This window comes from Acinetobacter gyllenbergii (assembly GCF_001682515.1).
GTDB lineage: Bacteria > Pseudomonadota > Gammaproteobacteria > Pseudomonadales > Moraxellaceae > Acinetobacter > Acinetobacter gyllenbergii.
On sequence record NZ_KV575270.1, the window covers coordinates 64,834 to 84,909 of the forward strand.

At 40.9% G+C, this 20,076-nt stretch carries 15 protein-coding genes; 4 read left to right on the plus strand and 11 right to left on the minus strand.

Translation table 11 applies throughout. From position 1 onward, the window contains the following. Positions 1–3: 3 nt before the first annotated feature. Both NG55_RS18285 and NG55_RS18290 read right to left on the minus strand, forming a co-directional pair. Complete coding sequence (locus tag NG55_RS18285) at positions 4–327, minus strand: proton-translocating transhydrogenase family protein (protein WP_005051598.1); 324 nt, start codon at positions 325–327, stop codon at positions 4–6. A 12-nt stretch (positions 328–339) separates the two neighbouring features. Continuing rightward, complete coding sequence (locus NG55_RS18290) at positions 340–1,467, minus strand: Re/Si-specific NAD(P)(+) transhydrogenase subunit alpha (RefSeq protein WP_065344047.1); 1,128 nt, start codon at positions 1,465–1,467, stop codon at positions 340–342. Between the two features lie 866 nt (positions 1,468–2,333). Here NG55_RS18290 and NG55_RS18295 point away from each other — a divergent pair. Both NG55_RS18295 and NG55_RS18300 read left to right on the plus strand, forming a co-directional pair. Beyond that, positions 2,334–2,741 carry a RidA family protein gene (locus NG55_RS18295; protein ID WP_065344048.1) on the plus strand — a complete coding sequence of 136 codons (408 nt, stop codon included), beginning with the start codon at positions 2,334–2,336 and terminating at the stop codon, positions 2,739–2,741. A 19-nt stretch (positions 2,742–2,760) separates the two neighbouring features. Next, entirely contained in the window at positions 2,761–3,954 is a 1,194-nt protein-coding gene (locus NG55_RS18300) for an MFS transporter (RefSeq protein WP_065344049.1), read from the plus strand. Positions 3,955–4,065: 111 nt separating this feature from the next. Here the strand turns inward: NG55_RS18300 and NG55_RS18305 are convergent, their stop codons facing one another. The 3 genes from NG55_RS18305 to NG55_RS18320 all read right to left on the minus strand — a co-directional run bounded on the left by NG55_RS18305 (position 4,066) and on the right by NG55_RS18320 (position 9,375). Beyond that, positions 4,066–4,350 (minus strand): hypothetical protein, encoded by a 285-nt coding sequence (locus NG55_RS18305; RefSeq protein WP_016660517.1) that lies wholly within the window; start codon positions 4,348–4,350, stop codon positions 4,066–4,068. Between the two features lie 769 nt (positions 4,351–5,119). Continuing rightward, positions 5,120–8,731: a transporter substrate-binding domain-containing protein gene (locus tag NG55_RS18315; RefSeq protein WP_065344050.1), complete on the minus strand. Its 3,612-nt coding sequence runs from the start codon at positions 8,729–8,731 to the stop codon at positions 5,120–5,122. An 8-nt stretch (positions 8,732–8,739) separates the two neighbouring features. Then, a complete protein-coding gene (locus NG55_RS18320) occupies positions 8,740–9,375 on the minus strand; it encodes a response regulator (RefSeq protein ID WP_016542045.1) in 636 nt (211 codons plus the stop codon). Positions 9,376–10,411: 1,036 nt separating this feature from the next. Between NG55_RS18320 and dusA the strand changes: the two genes are divergently transcribed. Next, on the plus strand, positions 10,412–11,416 hold the full coding sequence (gene dusA / locus NG55_RS18330) for a tRNA dihydrouridine(20/20a) synthase DusA (protein ID WP_065344052.1): 1,005 nt from the start codon (positions 10,412–10,414) through the stop codon (positions 11,414–11,416). 176 nt (positions 11,417–11,592) lie between these two features. Here dusA and NG55_RS18335 read toward each other — a convergent pair whose 3' ends face one another. Next, on the minus strand, positions 11,593–12,072 hold the full coding sequence (locus NG55_RS18335) for a copper resistance protein NlpE N-terminal domain-containing protein (RefSeq protein ID WP_016542024.1): 480 nt from the start codon (positions 12,070–12,072) through the stop codon (positions 11,593–11,595). Between the two features lie 671 nt (positions 12,073–12,743). Here NG55_RS18335 and NG55_RS18340 point away from each other — a divergent pair. Further along, positions 12,744–13,223, plus strand: a complete 480-nt coding sequence (locus tag NG55_RS18340) for a CHAP domain-containing protein (protein WP_016542022.1) — start codon at positions 12,744–12,746, stop codon at positions 13,221–13,223. 16 nt (positions 13,224–13,239) lie between these two features. Here the strand turns inward: NG55_RS18340 and NG55_RS18345 are convergent, their stop codons facing one another. The 5 genes from NG55_RS18345 to NG55_RS18365 form a co-directional block, all read right to left on the minus strand. Next, on the minus strand, positions 13,240–14,004 hold the full coding sequence (locus NG55_RS18345) for a tRNA threonylcarbamoyladenosine dehydratase (protein ID WP_065344053.1): 765 nt from the start codon (positions 14,002–14,004) through the stop codon (positions 13,240–13,242). 61 nt (positions 14,005–14,065) lie between these two features. Then, positions 14,066–15,253 (minus strand): MFS transporter, encoded by a 1,188-nt coding sequence (locus tag NG55_RS18350; protein ID WP_065344054.1) that lies wholly within the window; start codon positions 15,251–15,253, stop codon positions 14,066–14,068. A gap of 109 nt (positions 15,254–15,362) precedes the next feature. Then, the gene (acnA, locus tag NG55_RS18355) at positions 15,363–18,119 is read right to left on the minus strand and encodes an aconitate hydratase AcnA (protein WP_065344055.1); all 2,757 of its coding nucleotides are present in this window, start codon (positions 18,117–18,119) and stop codon (positions 15,363–15,365) included. A gap of 126 nt (positions 18,120–18,245) precedes the next feature. Continuing rightward, positions 18,246–19,061, minus strand: coding sequence for a TatD family hydrolase (locus tag NG55_RS18360; protein ID WP_065344056.1), 816 nt, complete (start codon positions 19,059–19,061; stop codon positions 18,246–18,248). After that, on the minus strand, positions 19,061–19,975 hold the full coding sequence (locus tag NG55_RS18365; protein WP_065344057.1) for an RsiV family protein: 915 nt from the start codon (positions 19,973–19,975) through the stop codon (positions 19,061–19,063). The genes NG55_RS18360 and NG55_RS18365 overlap by 1 nt, the downstream gene beginning before the upstream one ends. Positions 19,976–20,076 lie beyond the last annotated feature (101 nt).

Here is a 20,076-nt window from a genome sequence, read left to right on the forward strand (position 1 = left end):
CGATTAGCCCTCTTTTTTCTTTTGCTTTGGCTTGAACATTTCAAGCATACGCGCAGTTACAGCAAAGCCACCAAAGATATTGATACTTGCCAAGAACACAGCAATCGCACCAAGGACACTGACTACGTTTACGCTTTGAAATGCAACATTTGCATCTAATCCAATCACTGGCATACCCACAGTTTGGATCATTGCTCCAACAACAATAATTGAAGACAACGCATTGGTTACTGCCATAAGTGGTGTATGTAACGCAGGTGTTACACCCCAAACCACGTAATAACCCACGAAGATGGCAAGGACGAAAATTGTAATCGTTTCAACCATGAGAACTCTCCCTTAACCGCGCTTGAGCAGTACTTGACCGCCATGTGTCACAAGTAACGCTTTTTGGATTTCTTCTTCTTGATTGATCGCAAAAGCTTTATCTTTGTCGAATAATGTCTCAAGGAAGTTAAAAACGTTACGTGCATACAATGCAGATGCTTCAGTTGCAACTGTGCCTGGAATATTTGGAATACCCAAAATCTTCACGCCATTTTCAGTTGTGACTGTTTCGCCTTCTTTAGAACCTTCAACGTTACCGCCCGTTTCAACTGCCATATCTAAAATGACAGAACCCGGTTTCATTTTGGCAACGGTTTCAGCTTTAATTAAACGTGGAGCATTACGACCTGGAATCAATGCAGTGGTGATTACGATGTCAGCATTTGATACAGCTTTATCTACAATCGCAGCTTGATCTTTAATGTATTGCTCACCCGGCTGCCAACCATAGCCGCTTTTCGCAGCTTCAGCAGCACGTTGTTTTTCTTCATCGGACATTGGCACATCAAGCCATTTACCGCCTAAAGACTCAACCTGCTCTTTAGCTGTTGGACGTAAGTCAGTTGCTTCAACCACTGCACCCAAACGTTTTGCAGTCGCAATCGCTTGAAGACCCGCAACACCAACACCCATAATCACAACACGCGCAGGTTTCACAGTACCTGCAGCCGTCATTAACATTGGGAACATACGTTGATATTCAGCCGCAGCTAACAATACAGACTTATAACCCGCCAAGTTTGCTTGAGAAGAAAGTACGTCCATGTTTTGTGCGCGTGATAGCGTACGTGGCAGTAATTCCAACGCAAAAGCAGACACTTGCTGAGTTGCAAACTGGTCTAATTCTGGATTGCGGTAAGGGTCAAACATTGCAATTACAGTCGTATTTGCCGCAAGCTTTTGAATTTCATCGCCTTTAGGGGCACGTACCTTCAAAATAATTTGGCTGCCTGTATAAGCATCGTCCGTAATGGTTGCGCCAACTTGTTCATAAGCACTGTCAATATACGCAGCTTTAACACCAGCACCACGTTCAATGACAATACTATGACCTGCGTTAATCAACTTCTTAACTGTTTCTGGTGTAGCCGCTACACGACTTTCACCTGCAACAGTTTCGGTTGGGATTCCGATCTGCATGAGCGTTCCTCAAGCTAGTTTTTCTTAAGTAAACATCGCCAAGAGCAATGTTTCCCCCAGGAGTATTCTTTGTAGAAATTTGGATTCTAATGGAACTTTTTTAAATTTCCACCCAATATTTATTTAATAAATACCTATATTTTGAACTGATGATTCACATTTATATTTAGAGCTTGTATGATCCGCAGGTTTGTCTTTTGATCGAACAAGGCAGATCTTTCATCTCTTCTTCACATACAAATCTGACCGCTTACGCACTGAATCGGTTCATTTCTATACTGTGCCCTTCCTGATTTGGACGATCACAGCGGTATCTATTCAACATCTCTACTTCTCATCCTGATCATCAGGAGCGTTTAACCAAATCCATTTTCATCGACATTGGTTATTTCTTTGACGCTCTAGCGATGTATTGGTTGAATCGGCATCATAATCATGCAGTTGTGGCGAGGGATTGGCTTCTCTTCACTTTATATTGGTCTTTTCGGCGAGTTTTTATCAAACAATTTATAACAAGCCGTCAAGAGAGCCTATAAAGGGAGGTTTCTCTTTATCAATAAATCTGAATTGAATGAAGTAAGTTGCTCAGAAAAATTTAAAAGAATGAAAAAAACTTAAATAGGCATTTTTTCAAGTGATATTTGTATGGTTTTGTCTAGCAAAAGCCGCTTTATTGCACAATATTGGTGCAAATATTAAACACCCACTCAATTCATCGCTTCAATTTAATTTTTAAAAAAACCAAATCCACAGAAATCGCTCATTTATTCTGACTTCTGCTGGCTTTAATTTCAAAATATTCTTGACCTCAAGTTAGATTGAGCTTTGATACTGAGGCATCTCCATCTTCAATGTGATCTGTCACGATGAAACCGACCTTTAAAATGATCAATCCCAGTGAACTTTATGATCCACGCAGTAATGGCTATAGTCATGTGAGCATTGTTCCACCCAATATGCGGATCATTCATATTGCAGGTCAGGGGGGTGAAAATAAAAATGGTGAGCTCTCTAAAGATTTTGACCAACAGGTACAACAAGTCTTCTATAATATTCAACACGCTTTAACTTCAGCCCAAGCACAGCTATCAGACATTGCCGTTTTACGGATACTGGTGGTTGATCATAATGCGGAGAAACTTCACATCTTGGCTCAAACCATACAACACTTATGGCCGCAGCATGCCTTTCCTGTCTGTACCCTTATTCCTGTATCACAGTTGGCGTTGGCAGGGATGCAAATTGAAGTTGAAGCAACCGCCTATACCGCATAAACCAGTAATAGAGAAAATTATGTCTGCCCCTCAAGATATTAGTCAAAATAAAACCTTACTTTGGTTTATGGCTGCAGCATGTGGTTTATGTGCGGGTGCCAACTATTATAGTCAGCCTTTGATTCACTCGATTCAGCAGTATTTTGCAGTGACTGAAGGTCAAGCGGCGCTTACGGTAACTTTTGCGCAAGTCTCTTATGCCCTTGGCCTGCTGTTTATTGTCCCAATGGGCGATGTGGTGAACAAAACCAAATTCATTCCTTTGCTCATGGTATTTTGTGCTGTAGGTTTATTTATTAGTGCTTTCTCGGTCAACCTACCCATGCTTTGGCTCGGTACCGTCATGGCAGGGCTATTCTCCGTGGCAGCGCAGGTATTAATTCCGCTTGCCACCATGACGGTGAAACCCGAAAAGACGGGTGAGGTCATTGGTTTCTTGATGAGCGGATTACTGGTGGGTATTTTACTTTCCACCAGTCTTGCAGGCTTGTTTTCTAATCTATTCCATTGGAAAGTCATTTATGTGGTCAGTGGCGTGCTCATGCTGGTCTTGGCCTATGCATTGAAAAGCCGCTTACCTTATGCCATGCGCATGAAAATGAATTATGGGCAAGTGTTTGTCTCGATGGCGCAATTGCTCAAACAAGAGAAACGCTTAGTCTTACGCGCGCTTGCAGGTGGTTTTGCTTTCGCTGCGGTCAGTATTTTGTATTCAACAATTGCGCTACTGTTGACCTCAGCACACCACCTTCAGGATCTTTTAATTGGTATGGTACCTTTGGTCGGGATCTTTGGTGCCCTTTCTACGCAATATATCGGTAAATATGCAGATCAGGGCTATACCAGCCAATTGACTTGGATAGGTTGTGGCTTATTTATTCTGAGTTGGATCTGCTTCTATTTTGGACAAACATTTTTATTCAGTTATATTCTCGGCTTTGCCTTGATTCAATTGGCATTGGCCTTAGTCCATACCAGCAATCAGAGTGTGATTTTCCGTTTACGTCCTGATGCAAAATCCCGTATCAATGCCATTTATATGACCGCCTACTTTACTGGTGGTGCTTGTGGTTCAGCACTCGGTATTTTTGCATGGAATCATGGTGGTTGGAGTATGACTTGTTTAGCTGGAATCAGTCTGGTCTTTGCTTGTATGTTGTTTAGTTGCTTCGACTATTTTTTGACGAAGAAAAACCAGATGTCTAGTTCTTAAAGATTCCCCCTCATTTCTACATATATATACTGTAGAAATGAGGACTATTTGCACTTCTGCTGAGATCAATAAGCATCAATATATTTTTAATTTCCTTATATACAATCCAAATCAACACTCACAAGTACCAAACATATTATAAATAAAATGCATTGGGGCACACTCGGGATAAACATCGATTTTTAATACTTTAAATATTTGTCCGTTCCCTAAAACTGTAAAAAAATTTCCACGCCGACTTAAAACAACGCCTTTAATTACATTGTGCTCCACTTGTTCAAAAAAACGATTGATATGGTTTTTATTTTTATAAAAATAAACCCGTTGCCCAGCTTTAACCATTTTAGGGTTCACTTTTTGATATAAACCACATTCTTTACAAACCCACTTTTCCATTATTGCATCTCGAAATTTTGACTATGAATTTCTAAACGGCGCTAATGTGCGACCCAAAGCAATAGACTCGATTTTTAGATCACGTCTACCCCACACCGCTTTGAGCAATATTATGTATAGGTCAAACAAAGGGATATATCATCAAGCGATATAAATGATGTAATGCAACAATGATTTCCATGTAGGGAAGTGACTACAAACGAAAATAATCATCAACAATTAGAATGATCATTTTTTTAATTTTAATCTGTCATCCATCCCCTACAAATAATTACTGCTTAGATTCAAAATAAAGACCCAAATCTGACAAGTTAATTATCTACTTCCGATAAAGAAAATACCCCTTTTCTACTACCATGCACTCCAAAATTAAAAGCCATAATCCATTCAGTGATTAACTCATTGGGTTATTATTTGGAAGTCTTATTATGCCCAGAATAGCACTCGCCCTTAGCTTAATCTTATATTTTTTGATGACGTCATTTATCTTTGCAAGCTCTACAGGGGATATTTATTTTTATGGTGCAATTATCGAGGAATCTCATTGTCAGGTGTCGCAAATAAATCACAAAATACAATTAGACTGTTCAAGAACAGACAAAACCGTGTCTGAGTCTCAGGTTTTATCTGATTCACAACTAAAATATTTAGACGAAGATAAAAATCTAGCAGTTATGTTCCTCACCTATCATTAACTACGTTCTCTATTGATTTCTCATAGATACACTGTGTGAATCAATTCAACTGCATAGCTAAATCAACATTTAAATCAACCGTCAATCGTTTTTTCTTTGGCAAGAAAATCATCTATTGCATTGTTGAGCTGCATGATAAGCTCTAACACTGAGCTAGATCTTTGATAAAGCAATTCAAAATCTGAGGTATTTTCAGCATAACTTTCCAGTTCACGACAATGTTGCTCAACATCTGATGCACCTAAAACCTGTGCCGCGCCAGCCATACGATGAAAACATCGAGCTAAACCAGTATTATCTTGCTTCTCGAGGAGTAAACGAGCCTGTTGCATATCTTTGATATTTTCATTGCGTGTCATCAGCAACAACTGCTGCAACAACACAGTATTATCATTCACTAACTGACGTAAAACACTTAAATCAACCAGACTCGCTAATTGCTTCGGCGCTGGTTGATGTTGAACAACATACCGAAATACTTTATTTAAAAGTGCTTCTAATTGAGAGAGCTGCAAGGGTTTAAACAGACAATCGTCCATCCCAGCTGCCAAATAACGTGCACGCTCTTCGGCTTGAGCATTTGCGGTGAGCCCAAAGATTGTCACAGGCCTGTTTGCCTCCTGACGCAACAAGTGTGTCAAAGTCATTCCATCCATAACTGGCATATTGCAATCAGTAATCACTAAATCAAAATTATGTTTACGCCATAACTGTAAAGCTTGTTCTCCATTCTCAGCCTCCATCACAAAATGCCCTAAGCGTGTGAGCTGAGATTTGAGTAATAATCGATTAGCGGGATGGTCATCTACAGCAAGAATACTCAACGGTTGCATACGATCTGCGACCGCTGTAATACTCTCAACGGGTGCAGGTTGAAATTGGCGGTGTTCAACTGGAAGATGCACGGTAATATGCGTTCCTTTTCCTTGTTCGCTGTGTAGCGTGATGACGCCACCCATCATTTTGACCAGTTGCATGCATATTGCCAGCCCCAACCCTGTACCCACTTGCATTTTCCCAGCATCAGATTGTTTATAAGGCGTAAATATTTGTCCTTGATCTTCTTCTGCAATCCCGACACCCGTGTCGGAAACAACCAACTCCAAAATCATATGCTGATCTTTCTTACGTAAGCATTTCATCCCGATCTCAATCGAACCGTGCTCGGTAAATTTGATCGCATTGCTAATTAAATTAGAAAGCACTTGATGCAAACGCATCGGATCAATAAATATTTCATCTGGATGCCGAACATCAATATGACTAGATAGGGTTAGATTCTTTTGTCTCGCTAATCCTTCAAATACGCGAACGATAGGTTGTACTAATTCATCAAAATCAGTCCATTTAGGTGCTAATTCAAGTTCTCCTGACTCAATTTTAGCCATATCCAAAATTTCACCGATTAAATCCATAAGCGATTTGGCTGACTCATAGGCGACTTGTACGGCTTCCATATCATTTTTGCTAAACGTTTTATTGGTCACTGTCAGTTCAAGTAAACCAATAATGGCACTGATTGGCGTACGGATCTCATGGCTCATTGTCGCCAAAAATGTACTCTTAGCCCGACTTGCCTGTTCCGCCCTTTCTCGTGCAGACGACAGTTCGAGTAAAAGTGCCTCATGCTCAGTAATGTCCTGCCAACTACAGATAAACCCAACAATTTCTCCATTTATCCCCATGTATGGAACTGCCTGATGGATGATTACACTCATCTCATCACCATTCTTAATGGTATAACGATGTCTTAATAACGGTGATCCATACGGATCATTAAGCATCTCTTTTAGGGTCGAATATACAATCGCAAGCGGGTGTAAAGATGAAGTCAGTGCCAATTTGTCTAAATGCTTCTGGTCGAATTTAAAAAAATCCTCCCAAGCCTGATTGCGACTTAGAATATTTCCTTCTCGATCAACCACATAAACTGGAACCAGCATACTATTAAATAATGTTTCTCTAAACTCGACCTGTTCCTTTAACTTCAATTGTGCTTTTTTTCGGGTACTCATTTTTTGTCGTAAGTAGTAATTCCAACTTAACGAAATTAGAACTAAAGCAACAAAGATCCCTGCCAGCCAATAAAACTCCCGACGATATACGGTCCATGTATTCAATTTAACTGTAGGTGCTCCTTGCCACTTGTATGCGATCAAGGAAATATCTCGAGGAGAGATATCCGCTAAAGCCTTATTGAGAATACTGTAAAGTTCAGGCTCATCCCGTTGTACAGCAAAGGATATATGTGAAAGGTTATCCCCTATTCGAGTGGCAATCTTAAGTTCATGACGGAAATAACGATCAATCATATAATTGGCACCAATCAGATTATGTACAGCGCCATCTACTTTTTTTTCTTTAACCCACTGCATTGCCAAGCTGGCATTCTCAGCTTTTACCAATTTGATCTGCGGATATTCTGTTTTTATCCAATCCCACAAAGCATTACCTGACGTAATTGCCAAACTCTTCACCTCCGATAATCCCTTCGGTGCTGTCGTGCTATTTTGGACAATCAAGACAAAAGGAGGCTGAATGTAAGGACGAGTAAAGATGAGATGCTGATCTCGCTCATCACTGTAACTCATCGCAGCAATCAGATCGCCTTCATTTTGGCTCACCTTCTGAAACATCTCTGCAACGTTATCAGCTTCAACCGCCTTAAAATGTAAGCCTGTGCGTAAGTGAATTAAACGTAGGACATCGGCACTAATTCCATAAAACTGTCCATTTGCATCAAGCATTGTAAATGGTGCATAGAGTGGATTTACAACCACTCGTACTTCACGATGCTGATCTAACCAACGCTGCTCTCGCTCAGTTAATGCCAAGCGTGATTGGAATTGCCATAAATCAGATCCAGAGCTCCATTGGTGTGAAATCGCTTTGCGCTGTGCTGTCGGAATAGCCGCCAAAACCGTATTGACTGTATGCGGTAAAACCGTCTCATCGGTTCGAAATAAAAAATGTGGGCCCGTTTCTTCTGTTGACAAGATTTTAGCGACTGATAACAAATTATCGTAATTGCGCTCAATCAGGTAACTCACCGTAGCAAAGCTACCAATGAAATAATCATTATTCCCAAAAGCCACTGAAGATAATGCATTTGCAGGTGAAGCATAGCGTACCGTCTTCGCCTGAGGATAATATTTTGCCACCCATTCATCAGACAAAGAATCATTCAGCAAAGCAATTCTTATATTCTGAGGTTTTTTTAAATCCGCTGTTAAAACTTCTTCTCGACCAACCAATGCAATAGCGTCAGGTGTAAAAGGAATACTCGCCTTAAAATCAGTTTCATCCGTTATATCATTGGCATAGTCAATCAACATATCGACCTGCCCCTGATCCAATCCTTCAATTGCAGCCGCCCGATCAGGATAACGTAGAACCTGAACGCGTAATCCCAAGGAGTGGGCAATCAGCAACGTATAATCAGCAGCAATTCCTTCAAAAATATCAGGTTCTAATAACAAGGCAAAAGGTGGATGTTTAGGGGCATAGACCGCTACTTTTATTTCTTGTTTTTTTCCTAACCAACGCCAGTCCTTATCACTTAATTCAAATTCAAGCTGGATGGGTGCTTCTCGGCTGAAAACTTTCATCAGCTTTGGGGACTCTGCCCGCACAGTACTGCAAAAAAGGCAGAAAACGACAAAACCAAGTATCCACAGTTTTGGCATATAATTCCTTAGTCCAAATGATTGCGTTGGGCAAAGTCATACAATTCCATCATATTTTTCAGCTCAAGCTTTTGCATCATACGACTCTTATAAGTACTCACCGTTTTATCACTAATATGCATGAGCACGCCGATATCAATCACCTTTTCACCTTTGGCTAAATATAGTAGTACTTGTAATTCTTTGGTTGAAAGTTCAGCAATTTTATTCTTTTCAATTTCAGTATCATTTAATGTCGCATCGACAGCGTGAAAACGTGCAAGCGACCGCGGAAAATAGCCATAGCCTCCTCGTAAGGCACGAATCGCATCATGCAGCTCAATAATTTGATTTTTTTTACTAATGAAACCATCGGCACCTGCACTCGCACAGCGTTTGATATAATGATCATCATCCTTGCCACTGAGCATCAACATACCGCCTTGATAACCGTTTTTACGCAAACGCTGAACAACCTCAATACCATTCAAAGAGGGCATATCAATATCGATTACCACCAAATCAGGTCTAAGCTGCTTAATTAAAGAAACGGCATCTAAACCATCACCCGTCTCGGCAACGACGGTCATGCCTTCTTTTTCTAAAAGCATTCGAACCGCGAAACGTGCAACGGGATGATCATCTACAATCAATACATTTTGCATATCGTTCCTTAATATTTATATGATAAATCTTGTCAAAGTATAAATTTATGTAAAAAAAACCAATGAATTACGATACTAATTTTACAGCACCGCTAGATTCTTATTGTATTTCTTTTACTACATCGGTATCCGTTGAAAATCAAATCACAACTCGCTCTCACATAACCCCACAGGGCAAACTCTCCGACAAGCTCCCTTTAAAAAGAGATATAAATCAAATATTTTTAAATATGTATTTGAGATTAAAAATATAGAGGTTAGATCATTTTTATATATAAAACTTTGAATCGTTGACATTAGGTTGCTGAAAACTTACTTCATTTTTAGATTTTTCATTTAATTATAGTAATTTTAGTCAACAAAAATTTTGACTTTTATCAAGCATATTCTCAGAAAACCAACCCAAAGACTAATCAGAAATGGTGGGCTTAGAAGCTCCACTTTATCCGTTGTATCATAAACATGGAAAGCGTGATGAATATGACCAACAACAATGCACCTGAATAACTTAATACCCCCAATACAGCAAAAATGCTCGATATTGCCGTTATGATGGAGAGCACTGAGCATAAATTCAATGTACTCATTCAACAATCCTTACACAAAATAGAAAATATAAAAGAGTCCATGCTACCGTACTTGCATCTCCTTCAAGAGATGACCGATCTAAAATATTCAAACTCTAGAAGTATGGTTGAATACAGTATTGATTAATGCCAAGAATGTTAGATTTTTTTGTCAGGTTAAAATTTTAACGCTGTAAGTAAAGCCCTACAGCCCTATGAAGCAGAAACCTAAACTGCACTTCATTTCTTTCTATCTATGTGCGATTGCATATATTCGACATCATTAAGTTCAAATTCACGTCATGATAAAAAGACCAACTCTTAGAACTGATGGCTAAAGAGCACAATGAAACCCTGCCAAAATATAAACTCTTTTAAAATCTACGCGATAAGTATCAGCATTGGTGAATTGATCACAAAACTCGTATAATGCTGCCCTTTCTTTGCTTGTCCACATCCGAGATCTGTTTATGCAATCACTTGAATCATTAAAGCCACGTATTTCCGTCGCGCCGATGATGGATTGGACCACCAAGGACTATCGTTTCTTTGCACGCCTGTTTAACCCAAATGTGGTGCTCTATACCGAAATGGTGACCACGGGTGCGATTATTTATGGCGGTGCCAATCGTCACCTAGACTTCAATCAACAAGAACAGCCAATTGTGCTGCAACTCGGTGGTTCTAATCCACAAGAACTAGCAACTTGTACCAAAATGGCAGAAGACTGGGGTTATAACGAAGTCAATTTAAATGTCGGCTGCCCAAGTGATCGCGTACAGAATAATAAAATTGGCGCCTGCTTAATGGCGGAACCCAATCTGGTGGCTGAATGTATTCACAGTATGCAAAAAGCAGTTTCGATTCCAGTGACGGTAAAACATCGTATCGGAATTGATGACATGCATTCTTATGAAGAAATGCTGCATTTTGTGGATACGGTAGCAGCAACCGGTTGTACCCATTTTATCGTGCATGCACGTATTGCCATCTTGCAGGGCTTATCTCCAAAAGAGAACCGTGAAGTCCCACCCTTGCGTTATGAAGATGTTTATCGCCTTAAACAAGAACGGCCACACCTCACCATTGAAATTAATGGTGGCATCAAGACCTTTGAAGAAACACAGCAACATTTACAGTATGTCGATGGCGTGATGATTGGTCGCGAAGCCTACCATAACCCCTATCTATTGGCGGAGATGGGACAGCTCTGGAATTTGGAAACACCTGATCGTTTTGAGATCATGCAACAAATGATGCCTTATATTCATCAACGTGTGGCCGAAGGTGCACCGCTTTCAATTATCACCCGTCATATTCTGGGCTTATTTCAGAACCTACCAGGTGCACGTAAATGGCGTCAGGCGCTGAGTGGTGGTAATGCCAAAACCATCACCGACATTGAGAATGCTATTCAGAATATTCAAGCTGCGATGCAACGCACTGAAGATTATTTAAAAGAGCATCAGAACTAATCTGATACGCTCAGCATAACGTTTTCATTGGGACATAGCGCAAACCGCTATGTTGCATCTGCGTTGAAATTGCTATAAATCCGAACTTCTCATCCCTTGAGCTTAACAACTCGCATTAACCGTTATGCTCAAGCAAGGTTTCACAATTTTATCTTTCAGAAACAACCAAAGTTAGTTTAAGCTTTTTTAGCTAACTGAAACTCTTCATAAGAATCAAAAGGCATCTGTGTTTTTGTATCAATGATTTCAGTCAGTTCATCACCTAACATTATCATATTCCGTGTGGGAACACCTTGTAGCTGAATCTTTAACTGATCATTATCCAGAAACTTAAATTGTCCTGCATATATTTTAGCTGGGCGATTATCATTATTATTGGTTTGTTCCAATACAAAGGTTTGATCTGCATTAATTTTAAGATCAATTCCTGTACCCAAACAGCCATCACAACTGGTCACGCATGTCGCACATGGAACGACACCAGAATAATGCCCTACCCATGCCTTGAGCTCAGGATGATTGACTGATTGTTGCTTATTTGAGTGTACATCTGGTGTTTGTGCTTGCGCATTACTTTGATTTTTTGCCTCATTCGACTGTGAACATCCCAAACTGATACTGGCAAAAACAAAGGAAGTCAGCAATGTCTTTTTCATATCCGATTTCCCTCAAACTCAATATTTAAAATTCATTGCAGGTTCGATACTACGCGGCGCATCACTATACGTTCAGGAATGCGACCAAAGCAAGTGCTTCAATACATATGTTCGCCAAAGACGATATTTTTAGATTTAATGTAAAAAACACTACGGCTCAATGGTTCTGTTTTTTATTCAAAATGAGGTGATTTATATTGAAGTGTTCACAACCAAGCGTCGCAATATTGAACTGAATATTTTAAAAACGCTTGTATTCAAAGCAAAGTCTTTGATATATGGCTGAATGAGTTGCACGATCTAATCGAAATCAGAAAACTTTTCTGGATGGATAATTTCAAGTCACCTTTTAAATATTTTTATAATAAACATAAGCTTGTAATAAAACCACCATTAAACCAAATCAGATCAACCACACTAAGTTGCCTAATTTTCAATCAAAAATGAAATATAATCTTACAAATCATTTTATTGAAACTTATTAACCAACAAATTACTGATAATGAAAAAGATTCTTAACTGCTAATTTACCCTAAGTGATCAGTACAACAGCTCAAATGTTATATTATTACGTTACATTTCAGTTTTTTTAAGATTTATCGCTTACTATGGGCGCCGTAATAAATTCTGGCACACGTTCAGTTGTTTTGAAAATGCGGTAGAGATGCACAATGATTTATGATGTACCTTCAGTTGATCACAGTATGATTCACCCACCCTCGCAACAGGTGGTTATTCCTTATCGAGAAATGCCGAAGCCTGCATCAGTACCAGCAATTGATGTTGATAAATTCTCTCAGAAATTGGCAAAGCGTGCCTCTTATCGTAGTTCATCACAATGCGCTAAATTTGTCAGAATCGCCCTACAGTCAGCAGGTGCCAATATTGTCCAGCATCCAGTGGCTGCGTCAGACTGGGGCCGCACTCTACAGCAGATTGGTTATCAAAAAATTACACCTGCGTTTAACAACCCGCAACCTGGTGATATTTACATTATCCACCGCACTAAAAAGCATCGCTATGGGCACATTGCTGGCTTTACGGGTTCACAATGGGTTTCTGATTTTAAGCAAACCAGTTATGACGTCTATAAAGACCCAAATGTCACCTATACCTATTACCGTTTAGCGCCGCAATATCCACAGGCTTAATCAATTGAAATCTGATTTAGGTTCGGATTTTATCCAGTTTCTTTAAGACTTCAGCCACCGCCACCATGGCAAAGCTTGAAGTCACCACCACCGCCGAACCATATCCCCCGCAGCGCAGACCCGCACTTGGACAAATATCCGCACTGGAAAATGGGTTATCAATCGAATACACGCAAGTGATGCCAAATTTCTCTTTTGGCTTTTTGCAAATCCCCATAGAACGCAGTTGCGTGCGTAACTTTGCCAACATTGGATCTTGTTCGGTTTTGGACAAATCTGCGACACGAATTTTCAGTGGGTCGAGTTTACCACCCGCACCACCCGAAACAATCAACGGAATCTTGTTAAAGCGGCAATGCAGCATCAAGGCAAGTTTGGCTTTGACATCATCGATGCAATCCAAAACAATGCTTGGTACTGGATTTAAAATTTCTTTGACATTATCAGGCGTCAGATAGTCATCAATCACATTCACTTTCATGCGTGGATTGATCTGGCGACAACGCTCCGCCATCACTGCAATTTTTTCTTGTCCGAGTGTTGAGCTCATCGCAGGCAATTGACGGTTAATATTTGATGCTGCGACCACATCCATATCGACCAAAGTTAATTCACCAATCCCTGTACGTGCCAGTGCCTCAACCGCCCAACTGCCAACACCACCAATCCCAATCACCATGACATGACTGTGTTCATAATGCGAAAAGGCATTTTCTCCATAAATTTTGGCAACACCAGCAAAACGGCGTTCATATTCATCATTTACAGGAACATCGGTCATCACAGTCGTGGTCTATCTTTTTAATCAAAGCACTATTTTAGCGTGTTTCACTTGTTTTAGGTTAGCCCCGTGAAACTTTAGGGGATGATTGATCTCGACGAATTAAAATAACCAACAGGATAAAAACCATCAGGCTCATGCATAAAGCCAATAGGTTTGCATTGATCCATCCGAGGCTACTTAAAATCGGTGCAGGTAAAAATGCCCCTAAGGTCGCAAATAAGGCAATTCCTGTTTCATTGATGCCTTGGACACGATGTTTTTGCTGCTCGTTAAGACCGGCTAACAAGGTTGATGCACCTGAATAAGCAAAATTCCAGCCGACACCGAGCACGATCAAAGCAATATTAATATAGATCCCCACTTGTCCAAATATTGGAATCAGGGACGATAACATCAACAAAGCAAAACCGAGATAAATCGTGCTGTATGTGCCCCAGCGTTGAATCAGTTTAGAGACAAAGAAGGACGGGATAAACATCGCCAATACATGTAGCTGAATCGAGATCGAAGCATAATGAAATGAATGATGCTCCTTTAAATGCAAGGAGGACATAATCATCATCACATTCATAATATAGTAAGCAAAAGCACCGCTGATGACGGCAGCGATAATCAAAGTATTCGGCAATTTGGCACGCGGAATGGATGCTGTCTCTATTTGCTCGGTTTGTTGTATTTGAAACCGTTGATTCCACACATACAGAATTGGAGAGAGGAAAAACGCCAAAACACTAAAAATTAAATAGATCGCAGTGAAATCGGGTAATCCTTGCACCTGTTGAAATTGGATTGCCAACATCGGTGCAATCACCGCAGCAACCACACCACCCGAAATGACCATCGCAGTAGCTTTCGGAATTAAATCTGTCGCCAAACGATCAGAAGCAGCAAAACGATAAAAATTCGCGGTGGAAATGAATAAACCCAGAGAAAAATGGCTCAGGCACAATAAGTAAAATTGTTGCTGCTGTAGGGCTAAATAACCGAGAACACCAGCAAAGAAAAGACAGACACAACCAAATTGGAAGACCACATGCCGACCAAACTTTTTCATTAAAAAAGAGAAAATAAAAGTGGTCAGCAGCATTGCCAAGAATTGCAAGCCATAAGGCACTGTGGCGAGTGCCTGAGTCGGCGCCAGTTTTAACCCCACAATTGCTGAAACTGTTACTGATAAGACGGCAGCAATTAAGTTAAAGGCCTGAGCCACCAACAGATAATAAACATAGCGGGGTAACTGATTCAAAGCCTTTATCCAATTTAATCGAGCCTGACTACCTTAACGCTGAATGCTTGAAATTCAAACAAAAAAAGATGAAAGACCAGCTTTCATCTTTTTTTCAGAAGGTGTCTCGTTATGCAGCAATCAGATTGCGTAGTACATAATGCAAAATACCGCCTGCTTTAAAGTATTCCACCTCATTCAAGGTATCGATCCGACACAACACTTTAAACTGGTCTTGACTGCCATCTTCTCGTACAACCTGAATATCCAGCGTCTGATGTGGCTGAATATCATCGGATAGGCCATAAATCGACAATACTTCACGACCAGTGAGGTTCAAGGATTGACGGGTTTGACCATCCACAAACTGCAAAGGCAATACCCCCATACCGACCAGATTCGAACGATGAATCCGTTCAAAACTCTCGGCAATGACGGCTTTGACACCTAATAAATTAGTGCCTTTTGCGGCCCAGTCTCGTGACGAACCTGTTCCATACTCCTTACCTGCAATAATCAGCAACGGCGTTTGCTGTTGCTGATACAGCATGGATGCATCATAGATGGCCAGCTTTTCACCTGTTGGGATGAAGATGGTATTGCCGCCCTCTTCACCATCCAGCATTTCATTCTTAATCCGAATATTGGCAAACGTCCCACGCATCATCACTTCATGATTACCACGGCGAGAACCATAAGAGTTGAAGTCTTTTGGTTCGACCCCTTGCTGCTGTAAATAACGTCCCGCTGGACTGTCTTTCTTGATATTCCCTGCTGGAGAGATATGATCGGTGGTAACAGAGTCGCCCAATACCGCCAAGATCCTTGCCTGCTCGATATTGGTAATGGCTTTTGGAGGTTGATTAATTTCTTCAAAAAATGGCGGATGTCGAATATAGGTCGAGTTGTCTTGCCACGCATAAGTTTGGCTTTGTGGAATCTGAATCGCTTGCCAAGTTGCATCTCCATCAAACACCGCTGCATATTCCTTATGAAACATGTCGGTATTGACCTTCTGCAAGACTTGATCAATTTCAATCTGACTTGGCCAGATGTCTTTCAAATAGACATCTTGACCATTTTGATCTTGTCCAATCGGCTGAGTGGTTAAATCAGTCCGAATATTTCCCGCCAAACCATAGGCCACAACAAGTGGTGGTGAGGCCAACCAATTGGTTTTCACTAAAGGATGAACACGCCCTTCAAAGTTACGGTTACCTGAAAGTACCGAAGCTACATTCAAATCATGACATTGAATTGCTTCTTCAATCGGTTCAGGCAAAGGTCCAGAGTTACCAATACAAGTCGTACAACCATAACCGACCAAGTTATAGCCCAACTCATCCAAGTACGGCGTTAAGCCCGCCGCGGCCAGATAATCAGTCACCACTTTAGAACCAGGCGCCAGTGAGCTTTTCACCCACGGTTTACGCTGCAAACCTTTTTCAATGGCTTTTTTCGCCAGTAAACCCGCCGCCAACATCACACTTGGATTTGAAGTATTGGTACATGAGGTAATCGCGGAAATCACCACATCACCATGATTCAATGGATAAGATTTACCTTCAATGGTGCAAGACGGTTGTTCATGCGCCAAATTCGCTTTCTTGGCTTCAACCGCCGTACCGCCGCCGCCTTCATTCTCTAAACGTTCTTTGGCTTCTTTGGCGGGTTTTAAATTCAACTCCATCAACGCATTAAAGGTTTTCGGAACATCGCCCAACAAAACCAGATCTTGTGGACGCTTTGGTCCTGCCAGACTGGCTTGCACCGTACTCATATCCAAGCTGAGCGTATCGGTAAAAATTGGCTCATCACCGATATGACGCCATAAGCCTTGTTCTTTACTATAAGCTTCGACCAAATCAATACGGTCTTGTTTGCGTCCCGTCAACGCTAAATAACCCAGCGTCACTTCATCAATCGGGAAAAATCCACAAGTCGCACCGTATTCTGGTGCCATATTGGCAATGGTGGCACGATCTGCCAAAGGTAAATCTGCCAAACCATCGCCATAGAACTCAACAAATTTTCCAACCACGCCTTTTTGACGCAACATCTGAGTAATAGTTAAGACCAAATCTGTTGCAGTAATGCCTTCCTTTAATTTTCCAGTCAGTTTAAAACCGATCACTTCTGGAATCAGCATTGATACAGGTTGCCCGAGCATTGCTGCCTCGGCCTCAATCCCTCCAACCCCCCATCCCAATACACCAAGACCATTGATCATAGTGGTATGTGAATCTGTTCCAACTAAGGTATCTGGAAAGGCAAAAACCTGACCTTCATCATCACCTAACCAGACGGCTTGCGCTAAATATTCTAAATTGACTTGGTGGCAAATCCCTGTACCGGGTGGCACCACACTAAAATTATTAAAGGCAGATTGTCCCCAACGTAGGAATTGATAACGCTCACCATTGCGCTGCATTTCAATTTCAACGTTTTCAGCAAAGGCATTGTCATCGGCAAAATGATCGACCATTACTGAATGGTCAATCACCAAATCCACAGGAGATAAAGGGTTAATCAGGTTGGGATCACCACCTGCCTGTGCCATCGCAGCACGCATCGCTGCCAGATCGACTACTGCAGGAACACCAGTAAAATCCTGCATCAGTACCCGTGCAGGTCGATATTGAATTTCTTGATCTGAACGTTTGCTTTTTTGCCAATCGACCAGTGCTTGAATATGCTCCACTTTTACACTTTTTTGGTCTTCAAAACGGAGTAAATTTTCTAGCAAAACCTTTAAAGACTTCGGTAATCGTTCAATATTACCGAGAGTTTGAGCTGCTCGCGCCAAGCTAAAGATTTGATAGGATGTCGAACCGACGCTGAGTGTTTGTAATGCATTGAAACTATTGATTTTGCTATATCTGGCCATAAGGTCGCCCTCCCAGTATTGGCTGATGTGTTTATTATCAAATTGTTCTTTTAATGTACCCCTGTTTAGAAAAGCATGTGTTCCCTTTTAGTATCTTATTTTTAACGAGATTATTTGCTTATTCTCTTAAAATTTAAGTCGCAACGCAGCCAGTGAGTTTTGCCAAAGTTGTGCAGCCAGCTGTAATTGAGGCTGGTTAAGGGTCTGAGCCAAACTCTCCAGCACATAAGGTAAATTGACTGGGGTATTACGGGTACGATGCTCGGTCGAAGTTTGGCAACACAACGGCGTCATATCTGGACAATCAGTTTCGATCACCAAGTTTTCACTGCCTATCGCGTGTACCACTTGATGCAGTTTTTTGGCATTTGGATTGGTAATTTGTCCTGTCACCCCAATTTTGAAGCCTAATTTCACCAAGGCCTTGGCCTCTTCCACCCCACCACTAAAGGCATGGGCAATGCCACCCAATTTAAATTTTTGTGCTTTTAAAATGGCAATCGTTTCTGCATGTGCTTTACGGATATGTAATAACACTGGTTTTTGATATTGTGTTGCCAATACCAATTGTTCAATAAAATAATGCTGCTGTTTGGCAAACAGTTCGGGCTGTTTATGTTGTTTTAAAAAAGTATCTAAACCAATTTCACCCACCGCCACACAATCATGCTGCTGTAGGACTTGCTCAAGTCGCTGTAAATGTTCTGGCTGATGTTGTTCGATATAAAAAGGATGTAAACCAGGGGCCAGATAAGAAGTCGGCACCTTGTCCCAAGCGTGTAATTGTTGATGGGTATGGATCAGTTCATCGAATCGTGATTCAACAAAACCGATTAACACCAAAGCATCGACCCCAACCTGTTTTGCTTGTTCAGCCAGATGTTGCCGATCAATATCAAAATCGGCAACATCAAAATGGGTATGGGTATCGAACAGTTGCATTAACTTTGACTTGGCGTACTTGCAGCAGGGGTTGATGCTGCTGGCTTATCTATTTTAGGTAAATACTCAGGCTTTAACACGCCTTGTAATTCGCTAAATGGAATGACTAAACGTGGTAATCCGACCACATAAGGACCAATCTCATATTCACCATATTGCAAAATTAACCCTTGCTCACCTAACAAGAAATTATCAGTGACTTGGAAAGGCCAAGCCTGTTCATATTCCTTTGGATCCGTTGCAAGTTTGGAATCAACAATCCATGTTTTAAAGGCCTCATGCGCCAATTTGTCTAAAGTGGCTTTTTGTTTAGGCAACAATAAATCATGTAATTGAATCTGTTTTTGAGTGGTCAAATCAAAGTTGTAATAACGCTGTGAGGTCGAGCCATGCGCTCCCCCCAAATAACTGCTGCTATTTAATACAACGGTTGCCAATGTTCCTTTCGGTTGCAAAATTTTGGGCTTAATCATCAAGCTAATTTGATGGCTACTGCTGAGCGCTTTTAACTCTTCATCGATTTTCACAAAGGCATTGGCATAGGCTTGAGCCTGAGCATCCAAACTCGATTTATCCTCAGCAGTCTTAGGCGTTGAAGTCGCAGAAACATCCACATCGACCACATCTAAAATCTTGCCCAATTGCTCAAGAATTTGCTGATCCAGTAATTGATCAATAAACGGGAAATTACTTTGTAATCGTTCAACCGTAAAATCAGGACAGGTATTGCCTTTACACTCAGGCAAGCTCACCTGTAACTTCAAGGTTTCACCGCGTAAGATTGGCTCGGCGGGTTGCTGTACCACAGGTGGATCAGCGGGTTTATCCTGTGATTCTTTCGGCTCTGATTTCGGCTGGCAAGCGGCAAGCAGAATTGCACATGCAAGGACGCTAAATTTATAAAATGTTTTCATTTAAAACCTATCAGCATTGTTATTACACAAGATTTTTAAATGCTATCGAAGTTAAAGCAAAACCGCTACAGGCACATGCAATTTCTATACGAAACTTAGAA